The organism is Nocardioides ginkgobilobae (assembly GCF_054781275.1).
Genome location: NZ_BAAGUS010000018.1, coordinates 35518 through 60711 on the forward strand (window position 1 = coordinate 35518; position 25194 = coordinate 60711).

The 25194-nt window shown below is 73.8% G+C and carries 15 protein-coding genes; 6 read left to right on the forward strand and 9 right to left on the reverse strand.

Features of this window, described 5'->3' with window-relative positions; all coding sequences use genetic code 11:
* Positions 1–23 precede the first annotated feature (23 nt).
* The gene (locus ACYVID_RS15385) at positions 24–1169 is read right to left on the reverse strand and encodes an acyl-CoA dehydrogenase family protein (protein WP_300645567.1); all 1146 of its coding nucleotides are present in this window, start codon (positions 1167–1169) and stop codon (positions 24–26) included.
* A 170-nt stretch (positions 1170–1339) separates the two neighbouring features.
* Between ACYVID_RS15385 and glgX the strand changes: the two genes are divergently transcribed.
* The 4 genes from glgX (at position 1340) to ACYVID_RS15405 (ending at position 8726) form a co-directional block, all read left to right on the forward strand.
* Positions 1340–3586 (forward strand): glycogen debranching protein GlgX, encoded by a 2247-nt coding sequence (glgX, locus tag ACYVID_RS15390; protein WP_460738503.1) that lies wholly within the window; start codon positions 1340–1342, stop codon positions 3584–3586.
* Positions 3583–5997, forward strand: coding sequence for a malto-oligosyltrehalose synthase (gene treY, locus ACYVID_RS15395; RefSeq protein ID WP_460738505.1), 2415 nt, complete (start codon positions 3583–3585; stop codon positions 5995–5997). Before glgX ends, treY begins: the two co-directional genes overlap by 4 nt.
* On the forward strand, positions 5998–7809 hold the full coding sequence (treZ, locus tag ACYVID_RS15400; RefSeq protein ID WP_460738507.1) for a malto-oligosyltrehalose trehalohydrolase: 1812 nt from the start codon (positions 5998–6000) through the stop codon (positions 7807–7809).
* 77 nt (positions 7810–7886) lie between these two features.
* Complete coding sequence (locus ACYVID_RS15405; RefSeq protein ID WP_460738509.1) at positions 7887–8726, forward strand: hypothetical protein; 840 nt, start codon at positions 7887–7889, stop codon at positions 8724–8726.
* Positions 8727–8849: 123 nt separating this feature from the next.
* On the opposite strand, the gene ACYVID_RS15410 is transcribed toward ACYVID_RS15405, so the two are convergent.
* A complete protein-coding gene (locus tag ACYVID_RS15410) occupies positions 8850–11051 on the reverse strand; it encodes an MMPL family transporter (RefSeq protein WP_460738511.1) in 2202 nt (733 codons plus the stop codon).
* A 159-nt stretch (positions 11052–11210) separates the two neighbouring features.
* On the opposite strand from ACYVID_RS15410, the gene ACYVID_RS15415 reads away from it, so the two are divergent.
* The gene (locus tag ACYVID_RS15415) at positions 11211–11972 is read left to right on the forward strand and encodes a TetR/AcrR family transcriptional regulator (protein WP_460738513.1); all 762 of its coding nucleotides are present in this window, start codon (positions 11211–11213) and stop codon (positions 11970–11972) included.
* A gap of 92 nt (positions 11973–12064) precedes the next feature.
* Here ACYVID_RS15415 and ACYVID_RS15420 read toward each other — a convergent pair whose 3' ends face one another.
* From ACYVID_RS15420 to ACYVID_RS15430, 3 genes are all read right to left on the reverse strand, one after another.
* Positions 12065–12763: an NAD-dependent deacylase gene (locus ACYVID_RS15420; protein ID WP_460738515.1), complete on the reverse strand. Its 699-nt coding sequence runs from the start codon at positions 12761–12763 to the stop codon at positions 12065–12067.
* 84 nt (positions 12764–12847) lie between these two features.
* Complete coding sequence (locus ACYVID_RS15425) at positions 12848–14356, reverse strand: glutamine synthetase beta-grasp domain-containing protein (protein WP_460738517.1); 1509 nt, start codon at positions 14354–14356, stop codon at positions 12848–12850.
* A 63-nt stretch (positions 14357–14419) separates the two neighbouring features.
* Complete coding sequence (locus ACYVID_RS15430; RefSeq protein WP_460738519.1) at positions 14420–15364, reverse strand: 1,4-dihydroxy-2-naphthoyl-CoA synthase; 945 nt, start codon at positions 15362–15364, stop codon at positions 14420–14422.
* A 56-nt stretch (positions 15365–15420) separates the two neighbouring features.
* Here ACYVID_RS15430 and ACYVID_RS15435 point away from each other — a divergent pair, with 56 nt between their 5' ends.
* Positions 15421–15864, forward strand: a complete 444-nt coding sequence (locus ACYVID_RS15435; RefSeq protein ID WP_460738520.1) for a nitroreductase family deazaflavin-dependent oxidoreductase — start codon at positions 15421–15423, stop codon at positions 15862–15864.
* A gap of 102 nt (positions 15865–15966) precedes the next feature.
* Here ACYVID_RS15435 and ACYVID_RS15440 read toward each other — a convergent pair whose 3' ends face one another.
* From ACYVID_RS15440 to recC, 4 genes are all read right to left on the reverse strand, one after another.
* Positions 15967–16566, reverse strand: coding sequence for an ACT domain-containing protein (locus tag ACYVID_RS15440; RefSeq protein WP_460738565.1), 600 nt, complete (start codon positions 16564–16566; stop codon positions 15967–15969).
* Between the two features lie 122 nt (positions 16567–16688).
* Positions 16689–18467, reverse strand: coding sequence for an exodeoxyribonuclease V subunit alpha (gene recD, locus ACYVID_RS15445; protein WP_460738522.1), 1779 nt, complete (start codon positions 18465–18467; stop codon positions 16689–16691).
* Positions 18464–21808 (reverse strand): UvrD-helicase domain-containing protein, encoded by a 3345-nt coding sequence (locus tag ACYVID_RS15450; protein ID WP_460738524.1) that lies wholly within the window; start codon positions 21806–21808, stop codon positions 18464–18466. Before ACYVID_RS15450 ends, recD begins: the two co-directional genes overlap by 4 nt.
* Positions 21808–25191, reverse strand: coding sequence for an exodeoxyribonuclease V subunit gamma (recC, locus tag ACYVID_RS15455; RefSeq protein ID WP_460738526.1), 3384 nt, complete (start codon positions 25189–25191; stop codon positions 21808–21810). Before recC ends, ACYVID_RS15450 begins: the two co-directional genes overlap by 1 nt.
* Positions 25192–25194: the final 3 nt, after the last annotated feature.

Consider the following 25194-nt stretch of genomic DNA (forward strand, 5'->3'; position numbering starts at 1 on the left):
CGACAACGAAGGTGAGGCTGCGCTCAGAGACCCAGGTCTCTGCCGATGAGCTCCTTCATGATCTCGTTGGAGCCGGCCCAGATCTTCGAGACGCGGGCGTCGCGCCAGGCGCGGGCCACGCGGTACTCGTTCATGAAGCCGTAGCCGCCGTGCAGCTGGACGCAGTGGTCGAGCACGTCGTTCTGGACCTGCGAGGACCACCACTTGGCCTTGGCCGCGTCGACGGGGGTCAGCTCGCCCTTGTCGTGCGCGATGACGCAGGTGTCGATGTAGGCCTCGGCGACCTCGATGGAGGTGAACAGCTCGGCCAGCAGGAACTTGTTGTGCTGGAAGGTGCCGATCGGGGCGCCGAAGGCCTTGCGGTCCTTGGTGTACTGCAGCGTCTCGATGAGGATCTGCTTGGCGTGCGCGACGTTGGAGATCGCGCAGCCCAGGCGCTCCTGCGGGAGCTTCTGCATCATCGCGATGAAGCCACCGCCGAGCTCACCCAGCACGTGCTCCTCGGAGAGCCGGACGTCCTCGAAGAAGAGCTCGGCGGTGTCGGACTCGTCCTGGCCGACCTTGTCGAGCTTGCGACCGCGCGAGAAGCCGGGGGCGTCGGAGGGGATCGCGAAGAGCGAGATGCCGCGCGCGCCCTTCTCGGGGTCGGTGCGCACCGCGGTGATGATGAGGTCGGCGGAGTAGCCGTTGGTGATGAAGGTCTTGGAGCCGTTGATGACCCAGTCGTCGCCGTCCTTGACCGCGGAGGTCTTGAGCGCGGCGAGGTCGGAGCCGCCGGAGGGCTCGGTCATGCCGATGGCGAGCAGGATCTCGCCGGAGGCCACGCCCGGGAGCCAGCGCTGCTTCTGCTCCTCGGTGCCCATCGCGACGATGTACGGCGCGGTGATGTCGGCGTGGATGCCCCAGCACGAGCCGAGGGCGGCGTTGACCTTGGAGAGCTCCTCGGCCATGACGGCGTTGAAGCGGTAGTCCCCGGCGCCGGCGCCGCCGTACTCCTCGGGGATCTCGAGACCCAGGAACCCCTGCTTGCCGGCCTCGAGCCAGAACTCGCGGGGGATGGCTTTGTCGATGGCGTGCTGCTCGACGTTCGGGATGACCGAACGCTCCAGGAACTCCCGCACGCTGGAGCGGAACGCCTCGTGGTCCTCGTCGTAGATCTCGCGCTTCATGGGACCTGATGCTACCCGCAGGTAACCCGGCTGGGGAGTGACGAGCGCAACGGTGGGTACCACCGCAGCAGCGCGCGGGCCGCGCTCGGGCGGCGGCGTACGCGTGGAGGGGTGAGGCGACAGGGGGAGAGGGTCGGTTAGATCGATCCAAACAGGGAACAGGGAGTCACATGGAGATCTGGCCCGGCACCGCCTACCCCCTCGGCGCGACCTTCGACGGCAGCGGCACCAACATCGCGTTGTTCAGCGAGGTCGCAGAGCGGGTCGAGCTCTGCCTCTTCGACGACGACCCCGACCACCCCGAGGGGCCGCTGGTCGAGACGCGGATCGAGCTCACCGAGGTCGACGCCTACGTCTGGCACTGCTACCTGCCGCACGTGCAGCCCGGCCAGCGTTACGGCTTCCGCGTCCACGGCCCCTGGGACCCCGACGCCGGCCTGCGCTGCAACCCGAACAAGCTGCTGCTCGACCCGTACGCCAAGGCAACCTGGCGCGAGATCGACTGGGACCCCGCGCTCTTCTCCTACGTCTTCGGCGAGGAGGACTCCCGCAACGACGACGACTCGGCCGCCCACATGACCCTCGGCGTGGTCATCAACCCGTTCTTCGACTGGGAGGGCGACCGCGCCCCCCGCCGGCCCTACACCGACACCGTCATCTACGAGGCGCACGTCAAGGGCCTGACGATGCTGCACCCCGAGGTGCCCGAGGAGCTGCGCGGCACCTACGCCGCGGTGGCGCACCCGGCCGTGGTGGAGCACCTGGTCAAGCTCGGCATCACCGCGATCGAGCTGATGCCGGTGCACCAGTTCGTCCAGGACAGCACGCTGCTGGAGAAGGGGCTGCGCAACTACTGGGGCTACAACACCCTGGGCTTCTTCGCCCCGCACGCCGACTACTCCGCCGCCGCCCGCGACTCCGCCGACACCGGGGCGGGCGCCGGTCGCGGCCAGCAGGTCCAGGAGTTCAAGGCGATGGTCAAGGAGCTGCACCGCCACGGGATCGAGGTGATCCTCGACGTGGTCTACAACCACACCGCGGAGGGCAACCACCTCGGGCCGACGCTGTCGTTCAAGGGCATCGACAACCAGGCCTACTACCGCCTGGTCGAGGACGACCAGCGCTACTACATGGACTACACCGGCACCGGCAACAGCCTCAACGTCCGGCACCCGCACTCCCTGCAGCTGATCATGGACTCGCTGCGCTACTGGGTCACCGAGATGCACGTCGACGGCTTCCGGTTCGACCTCGCCTCGACGCTGGCACGCGAGTTCTACGACGTCGACAAGCTCGCCACCTTCTTCGAGATGGTGCAGCAGGACCCGGTGGTCTCCCAGGTGAAGCTCATCGCCGAGCCCTGGGACGTCGGACCCGGCGGCTACCAGGTCGGCGGCTTCCCGGCGCAGTGGACGGAGTGGAACGGCAAGTACCGCGACACCGTCCGCGACGTGTGGCGCGGCGAGCCGTCGCTGGGCGAGTTCGCCTCGCGCCTGGCCGGCTCCTCCGACCTCTACGAGCACTCGGGCCGCCGGCCCTTCGCCAGCATCAACTTCGTCACCGCCCACGACGGCTTCACGCTGCGCGACCTGGTGTCCTACGCCGAGAAGCACAACGACGCCAACGGCGAGGACGGCAACGACGGCGAGTCGCACAACCGCTCCCAGAACTTCGGTGTCGAGGGCCCCACCGACGACCCCGACGTCCTGCGGCTGCGCGCGCGCACCCAGCGCAACCTGATCGCCACGCTGCTGCTCTCCCAGGGCGTCCCGATGCTGCTGCACGGCGACGAGGGCGGGCGCACCCAGCAGGGCAACAACAACACCTACTGCCAGGACAACGAGCTGTCCTGGATGCACTGGGACGAGCTGGACCGCCCGCTCGTGGAGTTCACCGCCGCGGTCGCGCGGCTGCGCGCGGAGCACCCGACGTTCCGGCGCAAGCGCTTCTTCACCGGCTCCGAGGTCCCCCGCGGCGAGGACGGGTCGGACCGCGGCACGCGGCTCGACGACATCGTCTGGCTGCACCCCGACGGCCGGCCGATGGAGGACGGCGACTGGGAGGGGGGCCCCTGCGCGCTGGGGATGTACCTCAACGGGCACGGCATCGCCGGCATGGACGCCCGCGGCGGCCCGATCACCGACGACCACTTCCTGCTCTACTTCAACGCCGACGACGCCGACCTCGAGCTGGTGCTGCCGCCGGAGGAGTACGCCGCGCGGTGGACCGCCGTCGTCGACACCGCCGACGGCACCGACCCCGAGACCCCGCTGGCCGCGGGCGAGGCACTGAAGGTGCCGGGCCGCAGCGTGCTGGTGCTCCAGGAGTGGGCGGCCGCCGAGGCGGAGGTCGACTGGTCGGTCGACGCCTCGCTCAAGGCGCACACCGAGCGCGCCCAGGACGGGTCGGAGGCGTGAGCGGTCGCGAGCGGCGTACGCCGGCGAGGGTCCCCGCCTCGACGTACCGCTTCCAGGTCAGCTCGGAGCTGGACCTGCACGAGGTGGCCCGGCTGGCGACGTACGTGCGCGAGCTGGGGGCCGACTGGCTCTACCTCTCCCCGCTGCTGGCGGCCGAGCCCGGGTCGACGCACGGCTACGACGTCGTCGCGCACGACCACCTGGACCCCGACCGCGGCGGCGAGGAGGGGCTCGCCGCCGTGGCGGTGGCGGCCCGAGAGCTCGGGCTCGGCGTGCTGGTCGACATCGTCCCCAACCACGTCGGCGTCGCGACGCCGGCCGAGGACCCGTGGTGGTGGGACGTGCTGCGGCACGGTCGGCAGGCCGAGCACGCACCCGCCTTCGACGTCGACTGGGACGCCGCCGGCCAGCGGCTGCGGATCCCCGTGGTCGGCGACGACGACCTGCTGCCCGACGGCGGCGTCGACCACCTGACCCTGGTCGAGGGCGACCCGGAGCGCGGCGGCGGGCTGGAGCTGCACTACTGGGACCAGGCCTTCCCAGTGGCGCCCGGCACCGCGAGCGGCGTCGACGACGACCCGCAGGCCGTGCACGCGCGGCAGCACTACGAGCTGGTCGACTGGCACCGCGCCGACGACGACCTCAACTACCGCCGGTTCTTCGCGGTCAACACCCTCGCCGCCGTGCGGGTCGAGGTCGACGAGGTCTTCGCCGACACCCACGTCGAGATCGGCCGGTGGTTCCGCGAGGACCTGGTCGACGGGCTGCGGGTCGACCACCCCGACGGCCTGCGCGACCCGAAGGGCTACCTCGACGACCTGGCCCGGCTCACCGACGGCGCCTACGTCCTGGTGGAGAAGATCCTGGAGCCCGGCGAGGACCTGCCGGCCTCGTGGGCCTGCGAGGGCACCACCGGCTACGACGCGCTCGCGCTCGTCGACCGGGTCCTGGTCGACCCCGCCGGCGAGGGGCCGCTCACGGCGCTCGAGTCGCGACTGCGCGGCCTGCCCGACGGCGAGGCGGTCGACTTCCACGAGATGGTCCACGACCTCAAGCGCGAGGTGGCCGACGGCCTGCTCGGCAGCGAGGTCGCCCGGATCGTGCGCGACCTGCGCCGCGACGTCCCCCGGCTCGACCGCGCCCGCGGCGAGGACGCGGTCGCCGAGCTGCTGGCCTGCTTCCCGGTCTACCGCTCCTACCTCTCCACCACCGAGCGCGACGGGGAGGAGCACCTCGACGCCGCGCTCGCGGACGCCCGCGCCCGGCGGCCCGACCTCGCGGCGACGTACGACGTCCTCGAGCCGTGGCTGCGCGACCCGGCCTGCGACGGGGCGCGGCGGTTCCAGCAGACGTCGGGGATGGTGATGGCCAAGGGCGTGGAGGACTGCGCGTTCTACCGCTACTCCCGGCTCACCTCGCTCAACGAGGTCGGCGGTGACCCGTCGGTGTTCTCGCTGGCCGTGGACGGCTTCCACGAGGCGATGGTCCGACGCCAGGCCGACTGGCCGCACGCGATGACGACGCTGTCGACCCACGACACCAAGCGCGGCGAGGACGTCCGCGCCCGCATCCACGTGCTGGCCGAGGCCCCGGGGGGCTGGACGGCCGCGCTCGACCGGCTGCTGGAGCTCGTGCCGCTGCCCGACCCGGTCTTCGCGAACCTGCTGTGGCAGGCCGTCGTCGGCGCCTGGCCGGCCTCGACCGGGCCCGCGCCGGGCGGCGACTTCCGCGAACGGCTGCACGGCTACGCGATGAAGGCGATGCGCGAGGCCGGCGAGCGCACGACCTGGACCGAGCCCGACGAGGACTACGAGGCCGCGGTGCACGCGGCCGTGGACGCCGCGCTCGACCGCGACGACGTGCAGCGCGTCCTGCACGAGGTGCTCGCCTGGACCGTCGACCCCGGCTGGAGCAACAGCCTGGCGGCGAAGCTCGTGGCGCTGACCATGCCCGGTGTCCCGGACGTCTACCAGGGCTCGGAGCTGTGGGAGCAGTCGCTCGTCGACCCCGACAACCGTCGCCCGGTCGACCACATTCTGCGCCGCTCGATGCTGGCTGTCGGACCCGGGGCGCTCGTGGGCGGGCTGGAGGACCCCGGCACCGCCAAGTTGCACCTGGTGAGCACCGCGCTGAGGCTGCGACGCGACCGGCCCGAGCTGTTCACGACGTACGCCGGGGTGCCGGCGACCGGGGAGGCGGCCGACCACGTGCTGGCCTTCGACCGGGGCGGCGCGGTCACGGTGGCGACCCGGCTCCCGCTGGGGCTGCAGTCGCGCGGCGGCTGGGGGGACACGACCCTCGAGCTGCCCGACGGGACCTGGCGCGACGTGCTGACCGACCGGGTGACCAACGGGTCGCTCGAGACCCTGCTCTCGGCGTACCCCGTGGCGCTGCTCGTCAAGGAGGACTGAGTGATCTTCGAGGTCTGGGCCCCGCGGCCCGAGCGCGTCCGGCTGCTCGTCGACGGCGCGACGTTGTCGATGGAGCGCGACGACGACGGCTGGTGGCGCGCCGACGTCCCGGTCGCGGGCGAGGTCGACTACGGCTTCCTCCTCGACGACGACCCGACGCCGCGCCCCGACCCGCGCTCGCGGCGCCAGCCCGACGGGGTGCACGGGCTGTCGCGCACCTACGACGCCGCGGCGTTCGCGTGGACCGACGCGGCCTGGACCGGTCGCCAGCTCGCCGGCTCGGTGCTCTACGAGCTGCACCTCGGCACCTTCACGCCCGAGGGCACGCTGGACGCGGCTATCGGGCGGCTGGACCACCTCGTCTCGATCGGCGTCGACCTGGTCGAGCTGCTGCCGGTGAACTCCTTCAACGGCACCCACAACTGGGGCTACGACGGGGTCGGCTGGTTCGCGGTGAGCGAGACGTACGGCGGGCCGGCGGCCTACCAGCGGTTCGTGGACGCCTGCCACGCGCGCGGTCTGGGGGTCGTGCAGGACGTCGTGCACAACCACCTCGGACCCTCGGGGAACTACCTGCCGCTCTTCGGGCCCTACCTCAAGGACGGCCGCAACACCTGGGGCGACCTGGTCAACCTCGACGGCGAGGGCTCCGTAGAGGTGCGGCGGCTGATCCTCGACAACGCGCTGATGTTCCTGCGTGACTACCACGTCGACGGGCTGCGGCTCGACGCCGTGCACGCGCTGCACGACTCCTCGTCGGTGCACCTGCTGGAGGAGCTGGCGGTCGAGGTCGACGCCCTCTCGGCGCACCAGCGGCGGCCGCTGTCGCTCATCGCGGAGTCCGACCTCAACGACCCGGTGATGTTCCGCCCGCGCGAGGCCGGCGGCCACGGCCTCACCGCCCAGTGGAGCGACGACTTCCACCACGCGGTGCACGTCGCGCTGACCGGCGAGACGACCGGCTACTACGCCGACTTCGAGCCGCTGACCGCGCTGCAGAAGGTGCTGACGAGGGGCTTCTTCCACGACGGCACGTGGTCGTCGTTCCGCGAGCGGGAGCACGGGGTGCCGATCGACCTCGAGCACACCGCGACCTGGCGGCTCGTCGTCGCCAGCCAGAACCACGACCAGATCGGCAACCGCGCCCGCGGCGACCGGATCACCGAGGTCCTCGACGAGGACCAGCTGATGTGCGCGGCGCTGCTGACGATGGCCGGGCCGTTCACGCCGATGCTCTTCCAGGGCGAGGAGTGGGCCGCGTCCACACCGTTCGCCTTCTTCACCTCCCACCCCGAGGAGGAGCTGGGCCGCGCGACCGCCGAGGGGCGCCTCGCGGAGTTCGAGAAGATGGGCTGGGACCCGGCCGTCGTCCCGGACCCGCAGGACCCGCAGACGTTCCTCGCCTCGAAGCTCGACTGGTCCGAGGCCGACCCGGACCGCGACGGCGGACGGCACGCCCGGGTGCTCGACTTCTACCGGGCACTCGCCGCCCTGCGGCGTACGAGGCCGGAGCTGGTGGACCCCTCCTTCGCCTCCGTGCGGTGCGAGATCGACGAGGCCTCGCGGCTGGTGCTGCTGTGGCGGCGCGACACCCTCGTCGCGCTCAACCTCGGCGACGCCGCGGCGCAGGTCCCGCTCACCGGCCCCCTGGTCGGGGGCGAGCTGCTGCTCGGCACGACTGCCGGCCCGGCCCTCACCAGCTCGGGCGACGCCGGTGCCGGCGCCGGTGCCGGTGCCGGTGCCGGTGCTGCCCCGGCAGACACCTTGATCCTCCCCCCGCACGCCGCCGCCGTCGTCGCCCCCCGCGCCTGACCCGATCCCGACCCTTCCCGGGGGTCGAACCACCCACCCGCACGGTGACGGGGGCGGGTTGCGGCAGACTCGCACCGGTGCGCCCTCTCCGTCGTGTGCTCTCGGTCCTGCTCGTGCTCGTCGCGGTCGTCCTGCTGCCCGCCGCCCTGGCCACCTCGTGGGTGGACCGGACCGTCGCGGACCGCGAGGGGTACCTCGAGGCGGTGACCCCGCTGGCCGACGACGAGGCCGTGCAGGACGCCGTCACGGTGCGGGTCCGGGTGGCGGTGCTGCGCCTGGTCGGCGCGCCCTCGGTCGCCGAGGAGGCGCTGGGCGACGCGGTCTCCCTGGCCGTACGCCGGGTGGTGGCCTCCCAGGCGTTCCCGCCGTTGTGGCGGGCGAGCAACGAGGTGGCGCACACCTCGCTGGTCGAGGTGCTGTCGCAGCCGGTCGGCGAGGGCGGCGACGTGCGGATCGACATCACCCCCGTCGTGGAGGCGGTGCTGGACCAGCTGCCGGCCCCGTTCCTGGCCGACCGCATCGAGGTGCCGCCCACGAGCTTCACGGTCGCGGGGACCGGCGAGATCGACGAGGCGCGCCGGGTCTGGCAGGCCGTGGAGGGGCGCGGCACCGTCGTCCCCCTCCTCGCCGTGGCGGCGCTGGTGCTGGCGCTCGTGGTCTCCCCGCTCCGGCGGCGCACGGGGATGCTGGCCGCCGGGCTGGCGCTGCCGGCGCTCGGGCTGCTGGCGGTCTCGCTGGTGGCGGGCCGACGGGTGGTCGAGGCCGGCGCCCCGCGGGGCGAGGAGCGCGAGCTGGTCCTGCAGGTGTGGGACGCCCTGGTCGCGGACCTGTGGCTCTCGACCGCGGTGGCGGCCGGCGTCGCACTGGTCCTGCTGCTCGTGCTCGCGGCGCTCCCGAGGCGCCGGGCCGCCGAGTGAGTCCGGCGGGCGCATGTTTCAGCGGCCGGCCGCTGGACCTGACGGCGGGCCGCTGTTTCTTCAGCGGCTCTCCGTCAGTTTCAGCGGCCGGCCGCTAAAACTTCGTCCCGAGGCCCTCGGGGGTCAGACGGGCTCGGGGACCCGGTCCTCGGTGGGCGTGCCCGGGTCGCGGGTGTTGGGGACGTGCGCGGCGGGGCCCTCCTCGCGGAAGCCGTACCTCTCCCACCAGCGGGCGAGCGGCCCGGGGGCGTACCAGTTCCAGTCGCCCAGCAGCTTCATCGTCGCCGGCACGAGCAGCGCCCGGACGATGGTGGCGTCGATGAGCAGCGCCACGAGCATGCCGACACCGAGCATCTTCATGAAGACGATGCCGCTGGTGCCGAAGGCCCCGATCACCACACCGAGCAGGAGCGCGGCCGAGGTGATGATGCGCCCGGTCTTCTGCACGCCTGCGGCGACGGCGCGGTCGTTTTCGCGGGTGCGGTCCCACTCCTCGCGGACGCGGGAGAGCAGGAAGACCTCGTAGTCCATCGAGAGGCCGAAGAGGATCGCCAGCATCAGGATCGGGTTGGTGGCGTCGAGGAAGCCCTGCGGCTCGAAGCCGAGGAAGCCGGCGAGGTTGCCGTCGCTGAAGATCCAGGTCACCACGCCGAAGGAGGCGGTGATGGAGAAGAGGTTCATCAGCACGGCCTTGACCGGCAGCACCACCGAGCCGAACGCCACGAACAGCAGCACGAGCATCACGCCGACGACGATCAGGCCCATCCACGGCAGGTGGTCGGCGACCGAGGCGATCAGGTCGACGGTGTCGGCGCTGAGCCCGCCGACCAGGGCCTCACCGGAGGCCGGGTCGATCGCACGCAGGTCGCGGACGAGGTCCTGGGCGGCCTCGGTCTGGCTGTTGCCCTCCCACACCGCACGCAGCAGCGTGTCGGTGCCCTCCTCGGCGACCGGCACCACGTCGAGCACGCCGGGGACCGCCCGGACCTCCTCGACGTACGCCGCCACGTCGGTCGGGTCGGTGCCCTGGAGCAGCAGCTGCGCGGTCGAGGTCTCGGGACCGAACTCCTCGTTGAGCAGTGCCGCGGCCTCGTGGGCGGGGGCGTCGGTCGGCAGCACGCGGTAGTCGACACTGCCCCACTTGGCACCCAGGAACGGGCTGGCGACGGCCAGCAGGGCGGCGATCGTGACGACCATGACCAGCACGGGTCGGCGCATCACGGCGTGGGCGAGGGCCGCCCACCGGCCGCCCTCGCCGGGGGCCAGGGAGCGGTCGCGGCGCCAAGGCAGCCGGCCCGCGTCCACCCGCCGGCCGAGCAGGCGCAGCACCGCCGGGAGGATCGTGAGCGCGGCGAGCATGGCCACCACGACGGCCGCGATGCCGCCGTACCCCATGGAGCGGAGGAAGGCCTGCGGGAAGATCAGCAGGCTGGCCATCGCCGCGGCGACGGTGAGGCCGGAGAAGAGCACGGTGCGCCCGGCGGTGGCCATGGTGCGGCGGATCGCGACCGCGGCGGCGTCGGGCGCGTCGAGCGGCTGGAGGGCCAGCTCCTCGCGGAAGCGGCTGATGACGAAGAGCGCGTAGTCGATGGCCAGGCCGATGCCCAGCAGCGAGATGACGTTGACCGAGAAGACCGAGACCTCGGTGAACTCGGCGATCACGCGCACGACGGCCAGGGCGCCCAGCATCGCCACGATGCCGACCATCGCGGGCATGAGAGCGGCGACGGCGGAGCCGAAGATGAGCAGCGCCAGCAGGATGACGATCGGCAGCGAGATCAGCTCCGCGCGCTTGAGGTCGTCGGAGGTGATCTGGTTGACGTCGTTGTAGACCGCGAAGGCGCCGGCGAGGTCGGCGTCGAGGCCCTCGACGTCCTCGAGCACGGGGGCGACCCGGTCGTAGTTGGTGAGGAAGTCGTCCTGGGTCACGCCGGCCAGGGAGATGAGCACCTGCGCGTGGCTGGCGTCCTGGCTGACCAGGCCGGCGTCGGGGGCGGCGTAGTAGGGCACGACGCTGGCGACGGCGTCGGCGGGGATCGCGTCGACGACGTCCTCGACCGCGACCCGGAACGCTGGGTCGTCGGCGGTCGAGCCGCCGTCGGCGTCGGAGTAGATCGCCACGACGTCGATGCCCTTGTTCCCGAACGCCTCCCGCTCGGCCTCGAGCTCGCGCGCGGACTCCGAGGACCTGTCGTCGAAGCCGCCCTGGGACAGCGAGTCGAAGACGCCCGCCCCGAAGGCGCCTGCCCCCAGGGTGAGCAGCACCCCGATGAGCAGCACGGCCAGGGCCCGGCGGCCCACCAGGTCTCCCCAGCGATCGATCATCGTCGTCCTCGTCTTCCCCACGCAGATCCGTGACAGGGGCCCACAGAAGTGAACGCCGTAAACCGTAAATGGTGTTAACGTGGGTGTCAACGAGTCACCTGCGGACTGGTCGAGACAGCCGCACCCACCCGCACCCACCCGCTGCCCGTGAGGAGCCCCGTGACGGCCGAGCCGACGACGCGCCGCGAGCGACAGCGCGAGGCGACGTACGCCGAGATCGTGGCGACCTCGATCGCCCTGCTGCGCGAGCGGGAGGACCTCTCCCTGCGCGCGGTCGCCCAACGGATGGGCATGACGGCGCCGGCGCTCTACCGCTACGTCGCCAGCTACCAGGAGCTCGTGGACCTCGTCGCCTTCGAGATCGACCGGGAGGCGACCGAGAGGTTCCGCGCGGCCGCCGACGAGCTGCCCCCCGACGACGTGGCGGGACGGTTGTGCGTGAGCGCGGCGGAGTTCCGCCAGTGGGCGCACGGCTCGCCGCGGGAGTTCGGCCTGGTCTTCGCCAACCCGATCGCCGACAGCGCCTGCATCCGGCGCGACGCGCTCACCCTCAGCAGCTCCGGGCACCTGTTCACCGGCCAGATCCGGGCGATCTGGGAGCAGCGGCACTTCCCCGTGCCGGCCGTCGCTGACCTGCCGCCAGCCGCCCAGCAGGCCGTCCTCGACCCGGTCATCCCGGCCGAGAGCGAGGGGATCGCCATCGAGGACCGCGGCCTGATGTGGGTCTACATGCAGGGCTGGACCCAGCTGTACGGCGTCGTCACGCTCGAGGTGTTCGGCCACATGGACCCCCGGCTGGTCGAGAGCGGCGACCTGTTCGTCGACACGATGATCCGCTTCGCGCCCCGGATCGGGCTGGCCGACGACGTACCCCGGCTGGAGGCGCTGATCCGGGAGCGGATCGCGGCGCACCCGCACTGAGGCGGGCCAGAGCCGGGATACTCCGAATCACTTTTGCCACGTCCCGCGCGCTCAGCATCAGAATTGATTCGGAGTATCCCCGCTCGCGCCGACTACCGACTGACGCCGGCCAGCAGCTCGGCGACCCACTCGGGCACGAGGTCACCGGCCCGGCCGTGCCGGGCCTCGTGGAACCACACGGTCCCCTCGGAGGGCTCGAGGTTGAGCTCGAGGGTGCGGGCGCCGTACCTCATCGCCTGGCGCACGAAGCCGGCGGCTGGGTAGACCGCGCCCGAGGTGCCGATCGAGACGAAGAGGTCGGCGCGAGCCAGCTCGACGGCGATGCGGTCCATCTCGTAGGGGATCTCGCCGAACCACACGACGTCCGGGCGCAGCTCGGTGACGCCGCAGCCGGGGCAGGGCGGCAGGTCGACCAGGTCGTGGTCCCAGCGGTGCCGGCCGTGGCAGGCGCGGCACAGCGCGGAGCGCAGCTCGCCGTGCATGTGCAGCACCCGCTCGGAGCCGGCGCGCTCGTGCAGGTCGTCGATGTTCTGGGTGATGACGAGCAGGTCGTCACCGAGCGACTGCTCCAGCCGGGCGAGCGCGGTGTGGGCGGGGTTGGGGTCCACCGACAGCAGGGCGGCGCGGCGGGCGTCGTAGAACCGGTGCACCGTCGTCGGCGAGAGCTCGTAGGCCTCCGGCGTCGCGACGTCCTCGACCCGGTGGCCCTCCCAGAGCCCGTCGGCGTCGCGGAAGGTCGGCACCCCGCTCTCCGCGGAGATGCCGGCGCCGGTAAGGACGACGACCTTCACGCGCGACACGGTAGTGGAAGACCCCCGCGTCGGCGCTCGCCCACGGCCCCAGGTCGACGGTGACTCTGGCTCCCGCGGCGCCGGTCAACCGACGTGCCAGTAGCGGCGCACCAGCTCCTCGCGCGCCGAGGCGTCCTTCCGGAGCCGCTTGCCCCGGGTGGCGGAGTGCCGCTCCCGCAGCTGCTCGAGCGTTTCGTCGACCAGCCGCTGCGGGAAGACACCGTCGGCCTCGAAGAGCGCCCGGTCCGCCTCCAGCGCGTCGGCCGACTCCGCGCACGAGGCGGGCAGCTGCTCGGGGTCCTCGGCCCCGTCGTCCCCGTCCGCGCGCAGCCGCTCGGCCTGCGCCAGGCTGTCGGGGTCGGTGAGGCCGCGGCGGGCCGCGAGCGCCATGCCGGCCAGCAGCAGGTGCACGTCGGCCGAGCCGTCGCCCAGCCGCAGCTCGACGGTCTGCGGGTGGACGCCCAGGTCGGGCAGCGCCCCGCCGATGCCGGGGTTGGCGTGCGCGACCATCCCGGGGAGCACGTCGCCGACCCAGGCCAGCGGCACCCGCACCAGCCCGGTCCGGTCGGTCTCGCCCCAGCAGATGCCCTCGGGGGACTCCTCGCCCTCGTCGAGCCGGAGGTACGACGTCGGCACGGTGTTCCCGAAGGCAGACAGCGCCCGGGCGGCCCCGAGGTAGCCGGCCACCAGCCGCTTCCCGGTGTCGGTGAGGCCCTCGTCGTCGACGATCACGTTGACGGCCTCTCCCCCGCCGTCCCCGGCCGGCCGCACCAGCCGGCTGTGCACGTGCAGCCCGTTGCCCGCCCCGTCGGCGGTGACCGAGGGCGCGAAGGTGGCCTCGAGGCCGTTGGCGTGGGCGACCTCGCGGACCAGCCACTTGGTCACCACCAGTGCGTCAGCTGCCTCGGGGACCGGCACGGGCAGCAGCTCGATCTCGTGCTGCACCAGCTGGCGGCCGTCCTCCACGGCACCCCCGACCTCGCCGTGGACGTACTTGGTGGCGATCCCGAAGGAAGCCAGGTGGCGCAGCACCTCCTCGCGCACCCGGCGGTGCTTGGAGAACGGCGGCGACTCCTGGTAGCCGCGCTCGGGCTCGACGGCGTACAGCGGGTCGGGCTCGGAGACCAGGTAGTACTCCAGCTCCCCGAACGCCTCGAGGACCAGCCCGGTCTCGGCGGTCAGCACCTCGGCCGCGCGCCGGACGACCTGGTCGTGGGCGTGCGCGAGCGGCTCGCCGTCGGAGTCGTAGAAGGAGCAGAGCAGGTCGAGCGAGGGGCGGGTGCCGAACGGGTTGACGAAAGCGGTGCTCCAGCGGGGCACGACGTAGACGTCGCTGTCCTCGGTCGAGGCGCCGCCGAAGACGCTCGAGCCGTCCACCCGCTCACCCCGCACCAGCACCGCGACCAGCTGCTCGCGCGAGCCGATGGGGAACGCGATCGACTTCAGCCGCCCGTCGCCGCCGACGTACCTCAGGTCGACCTGCTCGAGACCCAGGCGCTCGACCGCCTCGACCAGGTCCTCCCACGTCAGGTCGGCCCGGGCCTTGCCCAGCACGCGCTCGATCGGTTGGGGGGTCCAGGGCGCGTCGGTCATGGTCCGTTGTAGCAGCGCCGGGGCCGTGCGGCGCTCCCCCCGACGCGTGTAGCCGCGCGGCGCTCAGTAGTACCAGGGGTACGGCGACCAGTCCGGGTCGCGCTTCTCGAGGAACTGGTCGCGTCCCTCCTGCGCCTCGTCGGTCATGTAGGCCAGGCGCGTCGTCTCGCCCGCGAAGAGCTGCTGGCCGACCAGGCCGTCGTCGGGGAGGTTGAAGGCGTACTTGAGCATCCGGATCGCCGTGGGGCTCTTGCCGTTGATGGTGCGGCCCCACTCCAGCGCGACCCGCTCGAGCTCGGCGTGCGGCACCGCGCGGTTGACGGTGCCCATCCGCACGCCGTCCTCGGCGGAGTACTCCTCGGCGAGGAAGAAGATCTCCCGGGCGTGCTTCTGCCCGACCTGCCGGGCGAGGTACGCCGAGCCGTACCCGCCGTCGAAGGAGCCGACGTCGGCGTCGGTCTGCTTGAACCGCGCGTGCTCGAGGCTGGCCAGGGTCAGGTCGGACACCACGTGCAGGGAGTGGCCACCGCCGGCGGCCCAGCCGGGGACGACACAGATGACAACCTTGGGCATGAACCGGATCAGGCGCTGCACCTCGAGGATGTGCAGGCGCGCCAGCCTCGCCCGGTCGATCGGGCTCGGCTCCTCGGCGCCGGTGTCGCTCGCTCCGGCGTCGACCGCCTCGTACTGGTAGCCCGCCTTGCCGCGGATGCGCTGGTCACCGCCGGTGCAGAAGGAGTGCTTGCCGTTCTTGGGGCTCGGCCCGTTGCCGGTCAGCAGCACGCAGCCGACGTCCGCGCTGGTGCGGGCGTGCTCGAGCACGCTCAGCAGCTCGTCGACGGTGTGCGGGCGGAAGGCGTTGAGCACGTCGGGCCGGTCGAAGGCCACCCGGACGGTGCCGTGCGCCTTGGCCCGGTGGTAGGTCAGGTCGGTCAACGACTCGAAGCCGGGGACCTCGTCCCAGGCCTCGGGGTCGAAGGTGTCGGACACTCCGGCGATCGCGCTCATGCGCGCAACCTATCCGGGGGTGGAACAGGTCCCGACGGCCTGGTGTTCTGGCGGACATGACACTGACAGGCGACTACGAGCCCAGCCCGTCCGAGTGGGTCCGCAACCAGGTCGAGGAGTTCGAGGCCTCCGACGGCCAGCGCGCGAACACCCTCCCCGACCACCCCGAGTGGCCGATCGTCGTGATCACCTCGCGCGGGCACCGCTCCGGCAAGCTCCGCAAGAACCCCGTCATGCGGGTCGAGCACGACGGGGCGTACGCCGCTGTCGCCTCGAAGGGCGGTCACCCCGAGCACCCCGAGTGGTTCCACAACTTCGTCGCCCACCCCGAGGTCGACCTCCAGGACGGGGCGGAGAAGCACCCCTACCGGGCCCGGATCGCCGAGGGCGAGGAGCGTGCGGTGTGGTGGGAGCGGGCGGTCGCGGTGTACGCGCCGTACGCGGAGTACCAGGAGAAGACCGACCGCGAGATCCCGGTGTTCGTGTTGGAGCGCTCCTGACGCCGACCCTCAGACGCCGAACCGGCCCGAAGTTCCGTACGCCGTGTCCGGAATGTTGTGCCGGCTCGGCACCCACCCAGACCGACCCCCTGACGCGGTCGGTCAGTCGCGCTGGATGCTCATCGCGAGACCCGCGAGGTGGCCGACCCTGGCAACCTCGGAGTCGAGGAAGTCGGGACCGCCGCGGCGCCCGACGACGACGATCTCGTTGCCGCCCAGGCGCGCGGCGACCATGACGTTGACGTCGTCGCCCTCGATCTCGATCCGCTCGGTACGCACGAGGTCGTGGAAGGGCAGGTCCGAGGGCGCGGCCTCGGTGGCGTAGCGGGTGCCGTGCACGCGGTGGACGCGTGCGGCCCAGTCGGCCCGGAAGGTGACCGGCAGCAGGTCGACCAACCGGTCGAGGGCCTCCTCGGGGTTGGCGGTCAGCTCCTCCACGGCCTCGAGGTCCAGGAAGAGGTTCCCGCCGGCGCCGTACCTGCTGATCCACACCACGTGCACGCCCGGCAGCAGGTTGCACGCCGAGACGATGGTGTCCGGCATGGCGCCGGGCGGCAGGTCGAGCAGCACGTCGTCGACCGCGGTGCCGTCGTGGCGCTTCTCGACGATCTCGATCGCCTCGATGTCGCCGCCGGCCTCACCGATCGCGCTCGCCAGCCGTCCCAGGGAGCCAGGTACGTCGGGGAGCTCGACTCGCAGCAGGAACGGCACGCCGCGAGGGTAACGGCCGCAGGTTGCGGGGTCATTTCGGCTCCACACGGCGGTGGAGGTCGCCGAGGGTCTCGCGGCTCGCTCCGCTCGCTCCTCGACCAGCCGAGGGGCAGTCAGTCGGAGGCGAGCCGCTGCCGCAGGCCGCTGGCCCGCTGGACCCGCCGCTCGACGGCGGCGCGCACGGCTGCCTCGCTCGCCACGACCAGCACGCTGTCGGTGGCCCGGGTGACGGCGGTGTAGAGCAGCTCCCGGGTCAGCAGCGGCGACTCCTCGGGCGGCAGCAGCACGGTGACGTGCCGCGCCTGGCTGCCCTGGCTCTTGTGCACCGTCATGGCGTGCAGGGTCTCGACGTCGGCCAGCCTCGAGGTCGCGTACGCCGTCGGCGACCCGCCCACGACGACCCGCAGGTCCTCCGCGCCGGTGGGTCGCACCGTGACGCCGGTGTCGCCGTTGAAGAGCCCGAGCCCGTAGTCGTTGCTCGTCACGAGGACCGGCCGACCGGCGTACCACTCCTGGCCCTGCGGGCCGAGGTAGAGGCCGAGCTCCTCCCCGAGCAACCGCTCGACCTCGGCGTTCCAGTGGCGTGCCCCGTGCGGGCCGTCGCGGTGGGCGCAGAGCAGCCGGTGCTGCTCGGCGAGTGCGAGCGCCTCCTCGACGCGGCCGGCACCCGCCAGCGCGTGCAGGTCGCGGGCCTGGCGCACCAGCCGCTCCCGCAGCGCGGCGAGCGTGGCGGGCTCCTCGGGGTCGGCGCGACCCACCTCGGGGTCACCGGCATCCAGGCGGCGCAGCACCTCGTCGGCGTCGCCGTCGCGCAGCGCCTGGGCGAGGCCGCCGATGGCGGCGCCGTAGCGGTGGGTCGTCGTGAGCCCGGCGACGGCGGCCGGGGCCCGCACCGCGAGCCCGCCCACGAGGTCGGCGAGGACCGCGCCGGCCTCGACCGAGGCGAGCTGGTCGGGGTCGCCGACCAGGACCAGGCGGGTGTCGGCACGCAGCGACTCCAGCAGCCTGGCCATCATCGTGAGCGAGACCATCGAGGTCTCGTCGACCACGACCACGTCGTGCGGCAGCGTGTTGCCGCGGTGGTGGCGGAAGCGGGTGCCGGAGTCGGGCCGCCACCCCAGCAGCCGGTGCATGGTGGTGGCCGTGAGCGAGCCCAGTCGCTCCCGGTCGGCCGCGTCGAAGGGGCTGCCCTCGCGCTGCTGGGCCTCGCGCACCGACTCCAGGAGCCTGGCCGCGGCCTTGCCGGTGGGTGCGGTGAGGGCGATCCGGAGCTCACGGGGATCGGGGCTCGCGGCCGCCTCGGCCGTGAGCAGCGCCAGGAGGCCGGCGACGGTGGTCGTCTTGCCGGTGCCGGGACCGCCCGTGAGGACCGTCGTCCACTGCCTGGCCGCGGCCAGGGCGACCGCTCGCTGGTCGGCCGACCCCTCGCCGGGGAAGAGCCGCGCGGCCTCGGCAGCCAGCAGCGCCTCGTCGACGACGGGCGGGGCGGCCCCGGCCCGCCGGACCAGGTCGTCGCGGACCTGCCCCTCCTCGCGCCAGTAGCGGTCGAGGTAGAGCAGGTCGTGCTCGACCCGGACCACCGAGGCGGCGGCGTACCGGCTCGAGGCGACGTCCTGCACCCAGCCGGTGGGGTCGGGCCAGGGGAGGTCGTCGCCGTCGGCGATGGCGGACAGGTCGACGCAGACCGAGCCGTGCCGGGCCGCCCGCACCGCCAGCGCCACGGCCAGGCGCAGCCGCTCGTCGTCCTCGCCCGCGAGCTCCCCGAGGCGGTTCGCGGTGTGGACGTCGGCGGCGGTCAGGACGCCGGCGGCGTTGAAGGTGCCGAGCAGTCCGCCCAGCCCCGGGACCAGTCGGTGGTCGTGCGGGTCGTCGGTCTCGAAGCGCTCGATCACCGCGCACCTCCAGACGGGGTGGCTGCGGCGTGCGAGCCGTCGAGCAGGTCGGAGAGCTCGAGCACCAGCGCCGTCGGCGGGCGCCAGGAGAAGACGCCGGCGGGGACGCCGTCCTGCGTCGGGGTCTCCGGCCCGCACATGCCGCGGAGGTAGAGGTAGAGCACCCCGCCGAGGTGTCGGTCGGGGTCGTAGCCGGCCAGCCGCCAGCGGAGGTAGCGGTGCGTGACCACGCTGTAGAGCAGCGCCTGGAGCGGGTAGTGGCTGTGCAGCATCGCCTCGGCCAGCCGCGCCGGGGCGTAGTCGGCCGCGGTCGGCGGGCGCCCCTGGTCCCCGAGCAGGTTGGTCTTGTAGTCCACGACGAGGAACCGCTGGTCCGCACCCGCGCCGACCCGCAGCACCGCGTCGACCGAGCCGCCGAGGTAGCCGGTGAGCGCCTGGTCGGCCAGCGGCGGTCGCGCCAGCCGGTCGGCGTAGGGGCGCATCGGGTCGTCGGCGGGCAGGTGCCGCTCGAGGAGCGTCGCGAGGTCGCCGACCCGACCCGGCGCGGCGTGGGTCCCGGACCCATCTCTGCCGGGACGGTCGCCGCCCGCCAGCGGCAGCTCGAAGTCGAGCTCGCGCAGCCGGTCGCGCAGCGGCACCTCGGCCAGGGTCACGTCGCCGGCCAGCCGACCGAGGGGGGTGTGGTGCAGCGGCACCAGCGCCGCGGCGAGGGTGTCGGTGTCGACCTCGACCGGCCACCAGCGGCGCTCCTCGGCGACGCGGGTGCGCAGCTCCTCCAGCAGGTCGGGGGCGTCGGGGTCGGCGTGCTCGAGCACCGCGTGGACGAGCGACCCGAAGGCGGCCCCGGCCGGCTGTCCGGCCATCGGGGAGACCGGCGCCTCCGTGGAGGGCTCCTCGGGGAGCGACCCGTCGAGGACCTCGGCGGCGTCCGGCTCGTCGCTGAGCCCGGCGCGGTCCGGCTCGCTGCCGACGGCGGGGCCGGCCTGCTCCTCGACGCGCACCAGCCCGGAGTACGACGTACGACGCCACGAGCCGTCGACGAGGCGCTCGAACCTGCGCGCCGACAACGCGGTCCCGTGCGCGCGGGTCGCCTCGGGCCGGACGTCGACCGGCTCCACGACCTCCGCGGCCGGACCGCCCATCTCCTCGAGCAGGTCGAGGACGCGCGCGGCGTAGCCGTCGTCGCGCGGCTCGACCTCGTCGGGCACCTCCGCGTCGCCGGGGCGGCGACCGAAGAGCAGCCGGTGCAGGCCACCGTGGCGGGTGTTGGCGGTGGGGGCCCACCAGGCCACGACCTGCGACTGCGCGCGGGTGAGGGCGACGTACAGGTCGCGCAGCTCCTCCCCGGCATCCTCGGCGCGGTGCGCGGCGAGCCGGGTCGACCACTCCGTGCCGCCGCCGCTGACGTCGAGCACCCGATCGCCCGCGTGGTGGTAGCGCGCGACGGACGTCGGGAACGGGAAGTGCTGGTAGGCGAAGGGGAGGTAGGTGACGGGGTACTCCAGCCCCTTGGAACCGTGGACCGTGACGATCTGGACGGCGGCGGCGTCGGAGTCGAGGCGACGTGGACGCTCCCCGGAGCCGCGCTGCTCCTCCCGGAGCCACGCGAGCACGCCGGTGAGCCCCAGCTGCTCGCGCACGGCCGTCTCGTGCAGCAGCTGACCGAGGTGGCGCAGGTCGGTGAGCAACCGCTCGCCACCCTCGCGCGCGAGCACCCGGGCCCCGAGACCGCGCTCGTCGGCGGCCTCGAGCAGCGCTGCCACCCCGCGCCCGCGGACCACGAGGGCCCACCCGCGCAGCAGGTCGGCGACCTCGCCGGTCAGCTGCTCGCCGCGCGCGTCCAGCGTGGCCGCGTCGTGGCCGAGGAAGCTGGTGAGGGCCGCCGCACGGACCAGCCCGGAGCGGTGCGGCTGCACCATCGCCTCGAGCAGGGCGGTCCACTCGGCCGCGGCCGGGGTGCGCAGCAGGTGCCCCCCGCCGGCGAGCACGGCCGGGACGCCGCGCGCCTCGAGCGCGCGCTGGACCAGCAGCCCGTGGTCGCGCACGGCCACGACGACCGCCACCTGCTCGGCCCGCAGCGGCTCCCCGTCCCAGGTGGGGCGGGCGGCGAGCAGCGCAGCGATGTCGTCGGCGCAGTCCTCGGCGATCCGGGCGCGGGCCTCGGGGGCAGCGACCAGGTCGCGCTTGAGCGTGAACCCGTCGCGCGGGAGCCGGCGCAACCGGAAGGGCGCGGGGCGGGGAGCACCCTGCAGGCGGGAGCGCTGCTCGTGCGCCTGGACGGGGTGCACGACGATCCGGGGGTCGCCCAGCGCCGCGCCGCGCAGGACCGTCTGGACGCTGCGGACCAGGGCGGCGTCGGAGCGCCGGTTGGTGCCGAGGGTGGCGTGGGTGGTGGCCTTCTCGGCGGCGGCGAGGTAGGTGACGACGTCGCCGCCGCGGAAGGCGTAGATCGCCTGCTTGGGATCGCCGATGAGCACCATCCGGGCGTGGCCGTGGAAGGCGCGCTCCAGCACGCTCCACTGGACCGGGTCGGTGTCCTGGAACTCGTCGACCAGGACGATGCGCCACCGGCCACGCATCCGCTGGCGGGCGGGCGCGGCCGGGTCGGCCAGCGCGCCGTCGAGGCGGCTGAGCAGGTCGTCGTAACCGAGCAGCCCGAGCCGGCGCTTGCGGCGGTCGAGCTCCTCGCGGACGGCGCGGGCGAACGCGACGCGCTCGGCCGCGGCCGGTGCCGCTCCGGGAGCCTCGGGCAGCGTGGCCTGCGGGTCGCCGACGACGGCGCGCGCCACCTCCAGCGCCCCGGCCCGGTCGAACGGCGGGCGGTCGCGGTCGGCGGCGTACCGGGCGAGGTAGAGGTCGTCGACGACCTCCACCACCAGGTCGTCGAGGTCCTCGACGAGGCGGGCGCCGACCTCGGTGTCGCCGGCGACGCCGAGCGAGCGGAGGACCAGCTGGCAGAACTGGTGGGTCGTGGCGATCGTCGCGCTGTCGATGTCGGCCAGGGCGTCGCGCAGGCGCTCGCGCATGACCGGGCGCTCGGCGGGGTCGCGGCCGAGCAGCCACGCCACCACGGTGTCGTCGGGGTCGGCCCGGTCGGGGGCGGCCAGGGCCCGCTCCGCGGTCACGAGCGCGCGGCGGACCCGCTCGCGCAGCTCCTGGCTGGCGGCCCGCCCGAAGGTGATCACGAGCATCTCGCCCAGCTCGGCGACGCCCTCGGCGACGTAGCGGGTCACGAGGGCGCCGACGGTGTAGGTCTTGCCCGTGCCGGCGCTCGCCTCGAGCAGGGTGGTGCCGGGCCCGGGCAGCGGCCCGGTGACGTCGAAGGATGTGGGGACGGCCATCACCAGCTCCCCTGCTCGCTGGTCAGCAGCGGGCTCCACAGACGCATCGCGAGGGCGCCGAACCGGCTGGTCTCGCCGGGCGACTCCTCGCCCGGACCCGGAGCCAGGTCGAGACCGGGCAGGGCGGCGCCGCGGCCCCAGGCCGCGACGTGGGCCGGGTCGGAGCACTCCCCGGGGTAGCGGCCGTCCTCCCAGTCCCAGCCGGCCTTGCGCAGCGCCTCGTCGACGCTGCCCTGGGTACGTCGGACCCGGGCGTAGGACAGCGAGGCCTTCAGCGGGATCGGCAGCGGCTCGCACAGCCCGGCGTCGCGGAGCGCCACCAGGTCGCGGACCAGGTCGACCGCCCGGTGGTCGACGGGACCGAGCAGCGAGGTGGCCCATGCTCCGGGCGCCCGGGTGGAGGTGGGACGACCGACGGTGTGGGCGGTCCAGCTGCGCTCCTCGTCGGAGGCGGCCAGCGCGAGCAGCCGGATCCAGGAGGTGAGCCGGTGGGTGGCTCCGAGCCGGGAGAAGGAGACGGGGACCAGCCGGTCGCCGAAGACCTCGGGCACGGTGCCGCGCAGCCGGCGCCCGCCCCCGAGGTCGACGTCGACGTCGACCTGGGTGGCCGGGCGGGTGCGGAGCCGGGCCACCTCCTCGGCGATCGGCACCACCTGGGAGACCAGCTCGGTGAGCAGCCGCCAGCCGAGCTGTCCGGGCGGGAGCTCGCCACGGCGCCACTCCTGCTGGCGAGCCTGCTCGGGGTCGGCGCCGGTCAGCAGGTCGTGCAGCAGCCGGTCGCCGACCTGCCACCGCTGCAGCTGGTCGAGCTCGACGGGCAGCGCGTCGAGCAGCGGGTCGTCCTCACGGGGCAGCGCGAGGTCGAGCCGCTGCGCGGAGAGGAAGCCTGCGACCGGGCCGCCGCGCCTGCAGAAGAAGGTGACGAGGTCGTCGAGCTGGACGTCCTCGGCCGGGGCCGGGGGCAGGGGGCCGGCCAGCAGCGGGGGCACCGGCTCCCGCTCGCCGCGTGCAGCGCTGGCGGCGGTCAGCGCCACGGCGTCGAAGGAGAACGGGGTCGGTGGGCCGAGCGCGCCGGGGGTGAAGTTGCGCTCGTCGAAGGGCTGGAGCGGGTGCTCCACCGAGACCGCGTCGGCCACGCTGCCCGCCCCCCGGGGTGGGGTGGCGGTGAGGTCCAGCGCGTCCAGCAGCTCGCCGACCGGCACCGCGGGCGGTCGCGGCTGCCCGGAGAACTCGTTGGCGCCGGTGCACGTGACCACCAGCGTCTCGGTAGCCGCGAGCACCGCGTCGAGGAAGAGCTGGCGGTCCTCGCTGCGCGGGTCCCGCTCGCCGGTCACCGGGTCGCGGGCGAGGACGTCGTCGCCGTCGAGGGCCCCCACGCGCGGGAAGACCCCGTCGTCGAGACCGACGAGGCAGATGACGCGGTGCGGGACCGAGCGCATCGGGACCAGCGTCGAGACCGTGAGGGTGCCGGTGCGGAAGTTGGCACGGGTGGGGCGTCCGCCGAGGCGGTCGGAGAGCAGCGCGCGCACGTCGGGCAGGCGCAGGTCGACCGCCCCCCGTGCGGCCGCTGCCTCGCGCACACGGGCCAGCTCGCGCTGCACCTGTCCGGACTGCCAGGAGTCGGCGGGCGCGACCGAGGTCAGGGTGGCCAGACCCTCGGCGAGCGTGGCCAGCCAGTGCTCCAGCGGGTGGGTGCCGACGAGACGGTCGGTCACCTCCCGCAGCCGCCGGACCAGCTCCACGACCCGCCCCGCGAGGTCGACCTGACCGGACCCGACGTCGTCGAGCGGGAGCGTGCGGTCGAGCCAGGCACCGGTGTCGTCGCTCATGGCGACGCCTGCGAGCAGCCGGTCGAGCCCGAACTCCCACGTGTGGCTGACCACCGAGCCCAGGCCGAACCCGGTGCGGTGGTCGGCGTCGAAGGCCCAGCGCACCCCGGTGGACCGCACCCAGGACGTGAGCTGCTGCAGGTCGTCGTCGCGCAGGCCGAAGCGCCGGCGCACGGCCGGCTCGTGGGCCAGGTCGACGACCTCGCTGGCGGTCGCGCGACCGCCGGCCAGGTCGAGCAGCCGGGCGGCGACGGCCAGCAGCGGGTTGGTCGAGGACAGTGCCCGGTCGGCCAGGCGCACGCGCAGCCGGTGGGCGGGGTGGGCGGGGTCGCCGACCACGTCACCGAGGCCGAAGGCTGCCTGCACCAGCGGCGCGTAGGCCTCGATGTCGGGGCACATCACCAGCACGTCGCGCGGCTCGAGGGTGGGGTCGTCGGCGAGCAGGCCGAGCAGCACCTCGCGCAGCACCTCGACCTGGCGGGCGGGGCCGTGGCAGCGGTGGACCTGGACGGAGCGGTCGTGGCCACCGACCGTGCGCGCGGCCCGGACGGCGGCGTCGGGCACCCGGTCGGCGCGCAGGTCGGACTGCAGCCAGCCCAGCAGCGTGCCCGGGGTGGCCGGGTCCGGCTCGGCACCCAGGTCGGTGACGGCGACCGTCCCCAGGGTGCGCTGGAGCTCGCGCACGTCGCGGCCCAGCGAGGAGAGCAGCGGGTGGGTGACCGCGCGGTGGGAGAGGTCCTCGCGCCGGGCGACCGGTCCCGCGGCCGCCTCCAGCTGCAGGGCCGCCCAGAGCGCCGCCGAGGGGTGCGGCAGCCACAGGTGCACGTCGCGGTGGGCACCCAGGGCCCCGAGCAGCGCCGCCTCGGTGCCCGGCAGGCGGGTGTGGCCGAAGAGCGAGAGTCGCGGCGGGAGGTCGAAGGAGCCGGGGTCGTCGCGGAGCCGCGCGAGGGTCTGCTCGTGGCGCAGCTGCGGTGGGGGTGCGCCGACCCGCTCGGCCAGCCTGCGCCACAGGTGCGGCTGCCAGGCGAGGTCCTCGGGCAGCGCGCGACCGCAACCGTCGCCGGAGCCGCCCGTGTGCCAGTCGGCCAGCAGGGCCGGCCGCTGGACGGCGTACGACGCGAAGAGTCCGGCGAGGCGACGCGCGACCGCGAAGCGGCGACCGCGACGCAGGTCGAGCTCCTCGCCGTCGCGGCCGGCGCCGAGGTGGAGGGCCAGCGGGACCGCCCACTCCTCCTCCAGGCACGCGTCGAGGGTCTCGATGAGCGGCCAGGTCAAGGTCTCGGGCGACCACGGGTCCTCGTCACGAGTGCCGAGCAGCTCGGCGACCAGAGACCACGGGCTGCGCAGGGCGACCCCCGCGCAGACGCCGTCCTCGCGCCCCTCGGCGGCACCGAGGCGGTGGGAGAGCCGCTGGGTCAACCACCGCTCCACCCCGCGCGCGGGCACGACCACGAGCTCCTCGGCGAACGGGTCCGGCGAGGGCTCGGCCAGCAGCGCGGCCAGCCCGTCGACCAGCTGGTCGGTGCGGGCGGCGCGGTGCAGGAGGAGGGTCATCGG